Genomic DNA, 13,455 nt, shown 5'->3' with positions numbered 1-13,455 from the left:
GAAATCGCTGCGGTCGCAATCGGCGAAGCATAGCGACGTCGCGCCGCGCCCGCTTGACCAGGATCAACCTCCGGTCAGGCGTCCTACACGATCCGCGAGGTCTTGTTGCCCCAATAGCGGTCGCGCAGCAGACGCTTGTAGAGCTTGCCGGTCGGCAGCCGCGGCAGCTCCGTCTCGAAGTCGATCGAGCGCGGCACCTTCTGGCGCGACAGCGACTGCCGGCAGAACGCGATCAGCTCCTCCTCGAGCGCAGGACTGGGCACGATGCCGGACATCGGCTGGATCACCGCCTTCACCTCCTCGCCGAGATCGGTATTGGGCACGCCGAACACCGCGGCGTCGGCGACCTTCGGATGCGTGATCAGCAGGTTCTCGCATTCCTGCGGATAGATGTTCACGCCGCCCGAGATGATCATGAAGGTGGCGCGGTCGGTGAGATACAGATAGCCGTCGGCATCGACATAGCCGACATCGCCGACCGTGCTCATCGTGCCGTCGGCCGAGCGCGCCTCCCGGGTGCGCTCGGGGTCGTTGAAATACTCGAACGGCGAACCGGTCTTGAACCACACCGTGCCGGCGGTGCCGGCCGGGCAAGGCTGCATGTGTTCGTCGAGGATGTGCAGGTCGCCGAACAGCACCTTGCCGACGGTGCCGCGATGCGCGAGCCATTGCTCGCTGTCGCAGGCGGTGAAGCCGAGGCCTTCGGTGGCGCCGTAATATTCGTGGATGATCGGCCCCCACCAGCGGATCATGTCCTCCTTGACCTGCGCGGGGCAGGGCGCCGCGGCATGGATCGCGATCTCCAGCGAGGACAGATCGTAGCGGGTGCGGATCTCCTCCGGCAGCTTCAGCATGCGCGAGAACATCGTCGGCACCAGCTGGGTATGGGTGATGCCCCATTGCTCGACGAGCTGCAGGTAGCGCTCCGGATCGAAATTCTCCATGATGATGGCGGTGCCGCCAGCGCGGATCGTGAGATTGACGGCGGCTTGTGGCGCGGAGTGATACAGCGGCGCCGGCGACAGATAGATCATGCCCTCGCGGTAGCGCCACAGCTTCTCGAGGAAGTCGAAGATCGGCAACTGCTGCACCGGCGGCTGCTCCGGCAGCGGCCGCAGGATGCCCTTGGGCCGGCCGGTTGTGCCGGAGGAGTACAGCATCGCCGTGCCGATGCATTCGTCGGCGATCGGCGTCGCCGGGAGGCCGGCGATCGCCTCCTGCAGGCCGACGATGCGATCGCCCTCTCCCGGACCGTCGGCGACCATGCACAGCTCGATGCCGGGCGCCTCCTTGAGCGCCTCGCGCGCGACGTCGAGCTTCGCGACCGAGGTGATCAGGAGCCGGGACTGGCTGTTATTGAGGATGTAGGCGAGCTCGCCCGGCGTGAGGTACGAGTTCACGCAGGTGAAATACAGGCCGGAGCGCTCGCCGGCGCCGCAGGCTTCGAGATAGCGGCTGTTGTTCTCCATGAAGATCGAATAATGGTCCAGCCGCTTCAGGCCACGCTTGCGAAAGAGATGCGCTAGGCGGTTCGAGCGCGCCTCCAGCTCGCGATAGTTCACCGCTTCGCCGGTGGAGGCCATGATGAAGGCGGGCTGCAGCGGGCGCAGCCTTGCGTGCTTGCCGGTGTACATGTGTCCTCCCTCGGGCAGCGATTGCCGCATATTCCGCAGGGCGGCGCGAGCGCAGGAGGGAGCACGATGACGGGGCGCGGGCGATGGCTCGCGTCACGACTGCAGGCTGTTTCCGTCCGCGCGCGCCATCCCGTCGGGACGGGCTCGTTGTTGCTTGAGCAGGACTGTAGCGGAGGAACCCACCACCCTCAACACGCCCCTCCGTCCTTTGGCTAGGGCGGGAAGGGATGGGCGCGGTCGGGATTCTGGCATAACATGAACAGGGCATTCCACAACGAATGACGCCACAACGAAGAAACTCGGGAGAGACCATATGAAATTGGGCTTGCTGGCTTTTGCTGCGGTTGGTGCGCTGATGGTGGCCGCGCCGGCATCGGCACAGGTCAAGATCGGCATCCTCAACGACCAGTCGGGCGTCTATGCCGACTACGGCGGTAAATATTCCGTCGAGGCCGCCAAGATGGCGATCGAGGATTTCGGCGGCGAGGTGCTGGGGCAGAAGGTCGAGCTCGTCACCGCCGACCACCAGAACAAGCCGGATCTGGCCTCCACCATCGCCCGGCGCTGGTACGACACCGAGGGTGTCGACATGATCACCGAATTGACGACGTCCTCGGTGGCGCTGGCGATCCAGGAGCTGTCGAAGGAGAAGAAGAAGATCGACATCGTGGTGGGAGCTGCGACCTCGCGGATCACGGGCGATGCCTGCACGCCCTACGGCTTCCATTGGGCCTATGACACCCGCGCGCTCGCGGTCGGCACCGGCGGCGCGCTGGTCGAATCCGGCGGCGACAGCTGGTTCTTCATGACCGCGGACTACGCCTTTGGCTACGCGCTGGAGAAGGACACCAGCGACATCGTGACGTCGAAGGGCGGCAAGGTGCTCGGCTCGGTGCGCATCCCGCTGAACTCGTCGGACTTCTCCTCCTTCCTGCTGCAGGCGCAGAGCTCCAAGGCCAAGATCATCGGCCTCGCCAATGCCGGGCTCGACACCACCAACTCGATCAAGCAGGCGGCCGAGTTCGGCATCGTCAAGGGCGGCCAGAAGCTCGCCGGCCTGCTGATGACGCTGTCGGAGGTGCACGGCCTCGGGCTGGAGGCCGCGCAGGGCCTGGTGCTCACGGAGGGCTTCTACTGGGATCACGACGACAAGGCCCGTGCCTTCAGCGAGCGCTTCATGAAGCGCACCGGCCGCATGCCGAGCATGATCCATGCGGGCACCTATTCGGCGACGCTGTCCTACCTCAAGGCCGTCAAGGCGGCCGGCACCAAGGACTCCGACGCTGTCGCGGCCAAGCTGAAGGAGCTGCCGGTCGACGACGCCTTCGCGCAGGGCAAGGTGCTCGCCAACGGCCGCATGGTCCACGACATGTATCTGTTCGAGGTCAAGAAGCCGTCGGAATCGAAGAAACCGTGGGACTATTACAAGCAGCTCGCCACGGTGTCCGGCGACAAGGCGTTCTTCACACCCAAGGACAGCGGCTGCCCGCTGACGAAGTGATCGCGCGCTCTCGCGCCACACAAGAGGTGTCGTCCCGGCCTTGAGCCGGGACCCATACCGCGTGATCTATCTTGGGGCAGGTTCAAGGTTGGGCCGTCGTGCTAACAACATCCGCCGGTGGTTATGGGTCCCGGGTCAAGCCCGGGACGACGGTGGAGGATGTGGTGGTCAGCCGTGCAAGAGCCGCCAGAGGATCGCGATCAGTGCGCCCACCAGCAGCGCCATGGCGGCGAGTGCCTGAACGCCGAAGCCGGCGCTGCGTTTCTCTGCGGCCTTGGCGTAGGCGACCATGTACATCGCGCGGCCGGCGATCCATACCAGCCCGAGCAACGCCGCGATCGCGTCGCTGACATAGATCGCGAACAGCCACAGCGCCGGCAAGAAGATCGGCAGCCATTCCAGCGTATTCATATGCACGCGGAAGACGCGCTCGAAATCCGGATTGCCGGTGGTCGCCGGCGCCTTCACGCCGTATTGCACGCGCGCCTTCCCCACCAGGATCGACATGTAGAAGTAGAGCAGCAGCGCGAGAACGGTCACGATGGCCGTGAAGTGATACATTGCGGTCCCCCCTTGATCGATACGTTTTAATACCCCGTCAGCTCGAGATAGCCCACCCCGGTGTGGCTGCCCTTGAAGCTGATCGGCCCCTCCCAATACGGCACGCGGGTGCCCATCCAGGCCTTCGGATTGAGCGGCGCGGTATCGATGGCGATGCCGAGGGAAGCGATCGCGACGTGCCAGCCGATCGGCAGCTTGCGCTCGCCGATCGCAACCGTCTCGGTCGGCCGCATCGCGATGCCGTCGGGGCCGAGCGGGCGTGACGCGCCGTCGGCCGTGATCCAGGTACCGGACGTGTAGTCCCCATTGCCCTGCCGCATCCGGTAGAGCATCAGCTTCTCGCCGCCCGAGAAATGCAGCGCGAACCAGTCCCAGCCGCTCTGGTCGGAGGCCAGCGGCTGGCTGCTCCATTCGCGGTCGAGCCACGCCTGGCCGGTGACCTCGACCGGCGTGCCGTCGAAGCTGATGCGGCCGCGGGCGCGGTAGAACGGCTGGCTGTAGTAGTACGACGCCTGGCCGCGCTCGGATTTGCGGCTGTAGCCGCCGATGCCCTGCAGCACCACCGGATGATCCGCCTCCAGGTGCAGCGCGTAGGAGAAGTCCGATGCGCTCGCGCTCATGTCGAGCGGCGCCAGCGATTGATCGTCGGTCGCGTCGGTGCCGCGCAGCTGCCAATCGTCGATCCAGGCCTGGAACGGCTTGGCCTCGACGCCAGCCTGGCCGATGCCGCCGCGCGCGTATTTCTCGGTGGAGCGATGACTGTCGGCGCGCGTCACCGCCGCATGGGCCATCCACAGCTGCTGATTGTCGAAGCCCTCGGCCTGTGGCCCGGGCCGGGCTGCCGAGCGGAACAGCGTCCATTGCAGGCCGTAGGCCTTGCCACTGGCGTCGCTTAGATTGGCGGTGATGTACCACCACTCGATGCGGAAATCGTCATGCGGGCCGTGGTCGGCCGGGAAGCTGAAGGTCTTGCCAGGCGTCACCGGCGTGAAGCCGTCGCCGCTGTCGGCAAGACCCGCAAAGCCCTGCGCCCGGGCGAGCCGCGGCAGCGCCAGCAGGCCCAGCAAGCCGATCAGCCCGCGTCGGGTGAATGTGGCTCTAGCGCTCAATGGTGAAGGTCCTCACGAGCTGCGCCGGCTGCATCCGCGCCAGCCTGAGCACGGGCAGCAGCGAGGCGACCAGCGCGGCGGCGAGCGTGACGATCAACAGCCGGATCAGCTGCAGCGGAAACACGTCGAACGGCAGCCGCCAGCCGAACGCCTTGACGTTGACGATCGCGATCAGGCACCAAGCCACGACCAGCCCGAGCGGCAGCGCCAGCAGCGCGGTGAGGCCGGCCAGCGACAGCGTCTTCAGCAGTTCGACCTCGGCAAGGCGGCGGCGCGTGAGGCCGATCGCCCATAAAGGTGCGAGTTGCGGCAGGCGGGAGTTCGCCAAGGTCAGCAGACTCGTCAGCAGGGCGATCGCGGCGACACCGAGCGTAAAGGTGTTGAGCGCGCCGGTCACCGCAAAGGTGCGGTTGAAGATCTGCTTGGACTCCTGCTTGATGTTGGCCTGGTCGACGACGTTGCGGCCGTCGAGGCCGAACTTCTCGCCGAGATCAGCGATCAGTCTGGGCACGTCGGCGGGCGCTGCGCGCACCGCCATCCGCGTGATCGGCGTCGCCGGAAAACGCCGCGTCAGCGCGGCGACGTTCACGGTGACCTGGCCCTTCGGATTGCCGTAGTCGGCGTAGATGCCGGCCACCGTGATGTGCCAGTCGCCGGCCGGTGCGGGGATGTCGATGGCGTCGCCGAGCGAGAGATTGAGCCGCCGGGCCAGCTGCTCGCTGACGAAGCCGGCATCGCCTCGCACCAGCTGCTTCCACGCATCGGGGCCGGCCTGTAGCAGCGGCCAGTGCTCGCGATACGTGTCGTGATCGGGCAGGCCGAGCACATCGATCGGCGCGCCCGACAGTTGCGTTTCGGCGCGGCCGCCCGGCAACACCGCTTGCACCTCGGGCCGCGTGCGCAGCCACCCCTGAATGTCGCGCGCCTGCGCTTCATCGGCCGCACTGATATAGATGTCGGCGGCGAGCCGGCCATCGAGCCAGACCAGGAAGGTGCGGCTGAACGTCTCTACCATCGTCGCCACGCCGACATTGACGGCGAGCGCCAGCAGCAGCGCCATCAGCGCCAGCGACAGGCCCGAGATCTGCTGCCGGCTGTCGGCCCAGAACCATTGCGCCAGCGCCGCCCGCGCGCCGTGCTCGCCGAGCCGCAGCACGAATTCGAGAATCGCGGGCAGCAGCAGCGCGGCGCCGAGCATCATCGCCGCGAGCACGCCGAAGCCGGCGAGCAGCGACTGCCCGAGCCACAGCAGCAGCCCGGCGGCGACGAAGAAGGCGAGCGCGACCGCGCTCTGCAGCCGCAGCCAGCGCCGCTGCGCCTCCTGCCACGCGTAAGGCTGCGCAGTCGAGAGGATCGGCAGCCGCATCGATTTGACCAGGCTGGTGGTGGCGGCCGCGAGCGCGCCGGCCACGCTGATGACAAGGCCCGCGAGCCACCATTCCGGCCGCAGGCTCAGCTCGCCCGGCACCTGCGCGCCGTAGAGCCCACGCAAGGACGCGGCGACGTTCGGCAGCAGCGTCGCTGCGATGACATAGCCGCAGACCAGGCCGACGATGCCCGCGACCAGGGCGAACGCGATGAGCTCGCCGATCAGCACGGCGTTGAGCTGACGCGCCGACACGCCGCAGGCGCGCAAGGTGCGCAGCACCGGCAGCCGCTGCTCGAAGGCGAGGCCGATCGCGGAGTTGACGATGAACAGGCCGACGACGAAGGACAGCAGGCCGAACGCGGTGAGGTTGAGATGGAAGCTGTCGGTCAGCCGCTCCAGATCGGTCTCGGCCTCCGGCTGCACCAGCTGCAGGCGGCCGTCCGCAAAACTCTGCAACGGCGCGCGCTGCGCGGTCGTCTTGCCGAGCAAGAGCCGCGAGATCTGGCCGGGCTTGTCGAGCAGCCGTTGCGCGTCGCTGATGTCGACAACGAGCACGCCGGGCGCGAGCTGCTGTTGCGCCATCAGCGGCGGCAGCACCGCGTCGTTGCTGAGTCGCGGCGTCGCGCCGTCCTTGAGTCCGATTTCGGCCAGCGTCTCCGGCGAGATCAGCGTCCGGTGCGGCGGCGTCAGGAACGCCTCGAGCTCGCTGCGGCCGACCGTCGGCGCATCGCCGACCTCCTTGGGAATGCTGAACGGCTCGATGCCGAGCAGCCGGATCGAGCGGCCATCGATCTGCACGCGACCCTCGACGACCGGCGACACCGGCCAGCCGGCGCGGCGCAAGGCGGCGAACACGCTTTGCGGCAGCATCTTGCCGTCCTTGGCGACCAGCATCGGCGTGCGCGCGCCGCCGAAGATCGCCGCGGCGCGATCATAGGAGCTGCGCGCCTGCTGGTTCAGCGCCTGCACGCCGCTCCACAGCGCGGTGGCCGAGATCAGGCCGATCAGCAAGGTCGCGAGCTGCATCGGATGCCGCCGCCAGTGGCTGAGCAGCACGGCGAGGATCCACACCGCGCGTCTCATGCGACGCGGCCCGCATGCAGATGGACGTGGCGGTCGAGCATCGCCGCGAGCCGTGCGCTATGCGTCACCATCAGGAAGCCGCAGCCGGTGCGCGCGACGAGATCGCGCGTCAGCGCCATCACCTCGTCGGCGGTGTCCTCGTCGAGATTGCCGGTCGGCTCGTCCGCGAGGAGCAGCGCAGGCTTGATCGCCAGCGCGCGGCCGATGGCGACGCGTTGCTGCTGGCCTCCGGACAGCTGCTCGGGATAGCGCTTGAGCAGCGGTTTCAGGCCGAGCCGCTCCACCAGTTCGGTGTGCCAGACCGGATCGTGCCGCCCGGCCAGCCGCGCCTGGAAGCTGAGATTGTCCTGCACCGACAGGCTCGGCACCAGATTGAACTGCTGGAACACCAGCCCGAGCCGCTCGCGCCGGATTGCGGCGCGGCCGGCGTCGTCCAGCGCGCCGACCGACGCTCCGTCGAGCGTGATGTCGCCGTCATCGGCCGCATCGAGCCCGGCAATGAGATGCAGCAGCGTGCTCTTGCCCGAGCCGGATTCGCCGGTCAGCGCCACGCGCTCGCCGGAGGCCACGTCGAGGTCGACGCCGCGGAGGACTTTGATCGGCTCGCCGCCGGATCGGTAGGATTTGGTGAGATGACGAACGCTGAGCACGAGCATGATCGGGGTTGTTGCATCACAGCATAACAAGGGCAAACGCGAACATCACGCGCTCGTTCTTCGCAGAGCGCATGATGTGATCGCACGTCCTCTCGCGGCGAGATTGCGTGGTGGTCCTCGCGCAGCTCGAGAGTGAAATTCTCGCGTTGCAACAGAGGCTTAGTGCGCGATCGGGTTGCGCGCAGCGGCGCTTCGTGGGTAGCATCGACAAAACGCCCGAAGCACAGAGGCGGATCAAAACAAACAACGGGGGTGGATGATGGCCGCGCCAACGACGCTCAAGAGCAATGCCCGCGCCAGCACGGCGTCCACGCCGAAGGGCGCGTGGAGGATCACCTTCCTTTTGTTTCTGTTCATGCTGGTGAACTTTGCCGACAAGATCGTTGTCGGCCTCGCCGGCGTTCCGATCATGACCGAGCTCAATCTGAGCGCCGAGCAGTTCGGGCTGCTCGGCTCGTCGTTCTTCCTGCTGTTCTCCCTCGCGGCGATCGTGGTCGGCTTCATCGTCAACAAGGTGCCGACGCGCTGGGTCCTCCTGGTGCTGGCGCTGGTGTGGGCGGTGGCGCAATTCCCGATGGTCGGCACCGTCGGCTTCACGACGCTGCTGATCTGCCGAATCATTCTCGGCGCCGGCGAAGGTCCGGCAGCCTCGGTCGCGGTTCACGCGATCTACAAATGGTTTCCCGACGAGAAGCGCGCGATGCCGACCGCGATCCTGTCGCAGGGCTCCGCGTTCGGCGTCATCCTCGCGGTGCCCGCCTTGAACTGGGTGATCGTGAATCATGGCTGGCACTATGCGTTCGGCGCGCTGGGCGTGGTCGGCCTGATGTGGAGCGCGGCGTGGCTGTGGCTCGGCCGGGAAGGACCGCTGGCGGAGCTGGACCCGGTCGCCGTCCGCGAACAGCGCGTGCCGTATCTGCAGATCCTGACCAGCAGGACCTTCTTGGGTTGCGTGGCGGCGACCTTCGGCGCCTACTGGGCGCTGTCGCTCGGATTGACCTGGTTCACGCCGTTCCTGATCAAGGGCCTCGGTTTCTCGCAGGCGCAGGCCGGCTTCATCTCGATCCTGCCGTGGATCTTCGGCGCATGCGTGGTGCTGACGACGGGCTTCGCATCGCAGATGCTGATGGCGCGCGGCGTGTCCACGCGCCTGGCGCGCGGTGTGCTCGGTGCGACGCCGCTGGTGATCGGCGGGGCGCTGATGGCCGCGATGCCGCATGTGGACGGGGCGTCGGCCAAGATCGCGCTGGTCGTGGTCGGATCAGGCCTGTGCGGCTCGATCTACGTCGTCTGCCCGCCGATGATCGGCGAGTTCACGCCGGTCGCGCAGCGTGGCGCCGTCATCTCGATCTACGGTGCCCTGTACACGCTGGCCGGCATCATCGCGCCGGTCGTGATGGGCAAGATGATCCAGGCTTCCGGCAGCATGCTCGAAGGCTACATGTCCGGCTTCACCATCAACGCGGTCATCATGGTGATTTCCGGCCTGCTCGGACTGGCGCTGCTCTGGCCGAACACAGAACGCGCGCGCCTGCAGGTGGATGAGGCGGTCGCGCCGGAATTTGCGTGAGGAGTGCGCGCCATCTATTCGGCGTCGTGCCGGCCTTGCGCAGGGACCCATAGCCACCGTCGATCGTGGCTGGGCGGCCTCGATCGACCAAGGTGCCCCAAACAGCTCCCTGTGGTTATCGGTCCCGGATCGGCGAGCGCGTTGCGCGCGCGTCCGGGACGACCGAGGATGAGTGGACGACGCGGGAACGCTCGCGCTGAGGTTATTGCATCCCAGCGCGCGCGCCCCTGACCAGCCGCCCCGGCCGTGCGCCGGTGGCCTCGCCGTGCCTGCGCGTGACGATGCCCGACACGATCGTCGCCTCGTAGCCGTCGACGTCCTGCATTAGCCGGCGACCGCCGACCGGCAGGTCGTAATGCACCTTGGGCGGATGCAGATGCAGCCGGTCGTAATCGATGACGTTGACGTCGGCCTTGAAGCCGGGCGCGATCAGACCGCGATCGCCGAGGCCGACGGAGAGCGCGGTCTTGCGCGACTGCGCCGCGACGACGAACGGGATCGACAGCCTGTCGCCGCGCGTGCGGTCGCGGGTCCAGTGCGTCAGCAGATAGGTCGGGAAGCTGGCGTCGCAGATGATGCCGCAATGCGCGCCGCCGTCGCTGAGGCCTGGCACGCTGCTGGGGTCGCGCAGCATCTCATAGGTGGCGTCGAGGTTGCCGTCGGAATAGTTGAGGAACGGCACGTAGAGCATGCCGCGCCCGCCGTCCGTCAGCATCGCATCATAGGCCAGCTCCTCCGGCCGGCAGCCGCGCGCACGCGCCTGGGCGCCGAGCGACCGCTCCGGCGGCTGCTCATAGTCCGGCGGATCGCCGAGCAGGTACATCTTGTCGTAGTTCGGCTTGAAGAACAGCGGGTCGTCGGTCGCACTGGCTTGCTCGCTCAGGATCGCCGCGCGGAGCTGCGGATCGCGCATCCGCGCGGCGCGTTCGGACAGCGGCAGATGCGCGATCGCCTGGTAGCTCGGATGGGTCTGCAGCGGGTTGCGTGACAATTCCAGCCCGAGCAGCAGTCCGACCGGGCGCGCCGCGATCTGTGCCGTCACCGACAGGCCGCGCGCGGCCGCCGCGTTGATCTCCGCCAACGTCTGCCGCCAGCGCTGCGGCGCGCGATCGTTCTGCGTCACCGAGAACGAGATCGGGCATTTCGTTGCGTCGGCGATGCGCAGCATCATCGGCAGGTCTTCGTGGATGGTGGAGATGTCGAGCACGAATTGCAGCACGCTGCGGCCGGCGCTGTGCATCGCGCTCGCGATGGTCGTCAGCTCATCCTCGCCGGCCTTGAGCGTCGGCGTGTAGTCGCCGGTCGAGGTGCGGTGGTTGAGCGTGCGCGAGGTGGAGAAGCCGAGCGCCCCGGCTTTGACCGCATCGCGCGCCAGCGCCGCCATGGCGCGGCTGTCGTCGGCCGTGGCCGGATCACGCCGCGCGCCGCGTTCGCCCATCACGTAGACGCGCAGCGCCGCATGCGGCAGCTGCGCGCCGATGTCGAGATCGAAGGAGCGCTTGCCCAGCCATTCCATATAATCGGGAAAGCTTTCCCACTCCCAGGGAATGCCGGCTTCGAGCACCGGCTCGGGAATGTCCTCGACGCCTTCCATCAGCTGAATCAGCCGCTGGTGGTCGGCCGGCCGGCACGGTGCGAAGCCGACGCCGCAATTGCCCATGATCGCGGTGGTGACGCCGTTCTGCGACGACGGCGAGATGTCGTGGCTCCAGGTGACCTGGCCGTCATAATGGGTGTGGACGTCGACGAAGCCGGGGGTCACGAGCTTGCCGCGCGCGTCGATCTCCTCGCGCCCGGACGCGGCGATCCTGCCGACGTCGACGATGCGGCCGCCTGTGATAGCGACATCCGCTTCGTACAGCTCGCCGCCAGAGCCATCGGCAATCGTTCCGCCGCGGATCACGAGATCAGGCTGCGTCATGGCGTGTCGTCCCCGGATGTTGTTGTTGACCGCATCATCGGCCGGCCGACGATGATGTCAACACGCGGGAGGTGAGGGCTGGGTTGCGTCGGGACCCAAGCCCAGCCGTTGCAGTGCTCATTGCTGCGCCCTCTCCCCTTGCGGGAGAGGGCATCGCCGGCCTATCCATTCGCTCGGTCGGGTGAGGGGTATCTCTCCACAGGCGCACTCGCGGAGAGATACCCCTCACCCGACCGAGCTTGCTGAAACGTCCTACATGCCCTCTCCCGCAAGGGGAGAGGGCGCTGCATTTGACAGCGTTGCCGGACTAACAAAAACCGGAGCCCTTGCGTCGGGTGGGCGGAGCGAAGCGTGCCCACCGTTCACCGCGATGGTCTTGGCGGTGGGCACGCTGAGCTCTGCCTACCCCACGACGACAGCTACGTCATCTTCTTCTTCGGCTCGGTGAAGAACGCCAGCACGATGGTCAGCAGCATGAACACCACTGACGTGCCGAACACCCAGCGCGGGGCGTTCATGTCCATGATCCAGCCGAACAGCAGCGGGCTGACGACGCCGGCGAAGTTGAAGCCGGTGGAGACGATGCCGAAGGCGCGGCCGGCGGCGCCGGGAGGGGCGGCGTTGCGCACCAGCATGTCGCGCGACGGCGCGATCACGCCGCTCATGAAGCCCGCGGTCAGCATGATCGCAACCAGCAGCACGGGGTGCAGGCTGACGAAGGTGATGATCAGCACCAGCACGGCGTTGATCGCATAGGCGACCGCAGCGACCAGATTGTGATGACGGATGCGGTCGGCGAGCTGGCCGCCGGCGAGCACGCCGACCGCGCTGGCGCCCAGGAAGGCGGTGAGCGCGATGTTGGCGGTCGAGAACGAGATGCCGTAGCCGTTCATGAAGGCGACCACGCCAAAGCTGGAGATGCCGGCGTTGGACAGGCTGAGCAGCATGAAGAACACGGTCAGCAGCATCAGCATCGGCGTCAGCAGGCCCGGCTGCTTGACCTTGGTGCCATCAGCCTTGGTGGCGTGCGGATGCGGCGGCACCTCCGGCACGTTGCCGACCAGGAGCAGCAACGCGGCGAGAGGCCCGACCAGGCCAGCTGCGATCAGCGCACCGGAGCCGCCGACGGTGGTGACCAGCGCGGCCATGACGGCCGGCGCGACTGCGCCGCCGAGATAGCCGGCAAAAGTGTGCACGCCGAAGGCGCGGCCCATCCGGCTCTCTTCCATATGCGCCGACAGCAGCGCGTAGTCGGAGGGGTGATAGACCGCATTGGCGAGGCCGAGCAGCACGGCCGAGACGACCAGGCTGGCGTAGCTCAGGTAGACACCGAGCATCGCGAGCGAAAGCCCGCCGAGCGTCAGGCCCAGCAGCAGGATGCGGCGAGCGCCGGCGCGGTCGACGAGATAGCCGACCGGGGCCTGGGTCAGCGCCGAGACCACCGCGAAGACGGTGAGCGGAAAGCCGAGCTCGACATAGCCGACCCCGAGCTTCTGCTTGAGATAGGGAAACAGCATCGGCAGCACCAGCATGTGCAGGTGGCTGACCCAATGGGCGAGCGAGATCAGCGCCAGTGTCCGCAGCGAGGAGGCGGCCCGGACCGGAGCACCGCTATGTTGCGATGCGGCAAGAACGTCAGCCATGCGTGATCCGTTCGGCTCCCGGGTCCATATGCGTTTGGATTGTCGCGACGGCTCACCCCCGGTCGCGCGCTCTCGCGCCGTGGCGCGACGAAGCGTCACACTATCGACGATTGTGGTTCACTGTCCATGAACGCTACTGCATGGCACGTGCGCGGAACATGCGTCTGCCGCGACCCCGGCGGCGCTGCCCGCCGTGCTCGACATTGCCACCTCGTCCTCATCAGCGCGCAGACAACGCGTCAAAAGGGCCGTCGGGACTAAGAACTGCATACCAGATCAACTTCCGCGTGAACTACGCTGCCTCTGCCATCTGCGTGCCACGTATGGCCCTCACCGTGCAACCTGGTTCCCATGCAACTTGTATGGTGATTCTGCATGGCCTATGGTCGGACGCGATCGAGCGAGCAA

9 protein-coding genes are annotated in these 13,455 nt (G+C 67.1%); 2 read left to right on the top strand and 7 right to left on the bottom strand.

Features of this window, described 5'->3' with window-relative positions; genetic code table 11:
• Positions 1-83: 83 nt before the first annotated feature.
• Positions 84-1,634, bottom strand: coding sequence for an AMP-binding protein (locus tag BRADO_RS31915; protein WP_012030327.1), 1,551 nt, complete (start codon positions 1,632-1,634; stop codon positions 84-86).
• A gap of 313 nt (positions 1,635-1,947) precedes the next feature.
• Here BRADO_RS31915 and BRADO_RS31910 point away from each other — a divergent pair, with 313 nt between their 5' ends.
• Positions 1,948-3,135, top strand: coding sequence for an ABC transporter substrate-binding protein (locus tag BRADO_RS31910; RefSeq protein WP_012030326.1), 1,188 nt, complete (start codon positions 1,948-1,950; stop codon positions 3,133-3,135).
• Positions 3,136-3,303: 168 nt separating this feature from the next.
• Here BRADO_RS31910 and BRADO_RS31905 read toward each other — a convergent pair whose 3' ends face one another.
• Genes BRADO_RS31905 through BRADO_RS31890 form a run of 4 tightly spaced genes read right to left on the bottom strand, consistent with a single transcriptional unit; the run spans position 3,304 to position 7,913 of the window.
• The gene (locus BRADO_RS31905; protein WP_012030325.1) at positions 3,304-3,696 is read right to left on the bottom strand and encodes an MAPEG family protein; all 393 of its coding nucleotides are present in this window, start codon (positions 3,694-3,696) and stop codon (positions 3,304-3,306) included.
• Between the two features lie 26 nt (positions 3,697-3,722).
• A complete protein-coding gene (locus BRADO_RS31900; RefSeq protein WP_012030324.1) occupies positions 3,723-4,805 on the bottom strand; it encodes a lipocalin-like domain-containing protein in 1,083 nt (360 codons plus the stop codon).
• Complete coding sequence (locus BRADO_RS31895) at positions 4,795-7,257, bottom strand: ABC transporter permease (protein ID WP_012030323.1); 2,463 nt, start codon at positions 7,255-7,257, stop codon at positions 4,795-4,797. Before BRADO_RS31895 ends, BRADO_RS31900 begins: the two co-directional genes overlap by 11 nt.
• Positions 7,254-7,913: an ABC transporter ATP-binding protein gene (locus tag BRADO_RS31890; RefSeq protein ID WP_041757213.1), complete on the bottom strand. Its 660-nt coding sequence runs from the start codon at positions 7,911-7,913 to the stop codon at positions 7,254-7,256. The genes BRADO_RS31895 and BRADO_RS31890 overlap by 4 nt, the downstream gene beginning before the upstream one ends.
• A 259-nt stretch (positions 7,914-8,172) precedes the next feature.
• On the opposite strand from BRADO_RS31890, the gene BRADO_RS31885 reads away from it, so the two are divergent.
• A complete protein-coding gene (locus BRADO_RS31885) occupies positions 8,173-9,483 on the top strand; it encodes an MFS transporter (protein WP_041757905.1) in 1,311 nt (436 codons plus the stop codon).
• 202 nt (positions 9,484-9,685) lie between these two features.
• Here BRADO_RS31885 and BRADO_RS31880 read toward each other — a convergent pair whose 3' ends face one another.
• Entirely contained in the window at positions 9,686-11,404 is a 1,719-nt protein-coding gene (locus BRADO_RS31880; RefSeq protein ID WP_012030320.1) for an amidohydrolase family protein, read from the bottom strand.
• 419 nt (positions 11,405-11,823) lie between these two features.
• Positions 11,824-13,047 (bottom strand): MFS transporter, encoded by a 1,224-nt coding sequence (locus BRADO_RS31875; RefSeq protein WP_012030319.1) that lies wholly within the window; start codon positions 13,045-13,047, stop codon positions 11,824-11,826.
• Between the last annotated feature and the right edge of the window lie 408 nt (positions 13,048-13,455).

It is taken from the genome of Bradyrhizobium sp. ORS 278, from assembly GCF_000026145.1.
Lineage (GTDB): Bacteria > Pseudomonadota > Alphaproteobacteria > Rhizobiales > Xanthobacteraceae > Bradyrhizobium.
The sequence above is the reverse complement of the archived record's forward strand: the minus strand, read 5'-3'. Positions and strand labels throughout refer to the sequence as shown.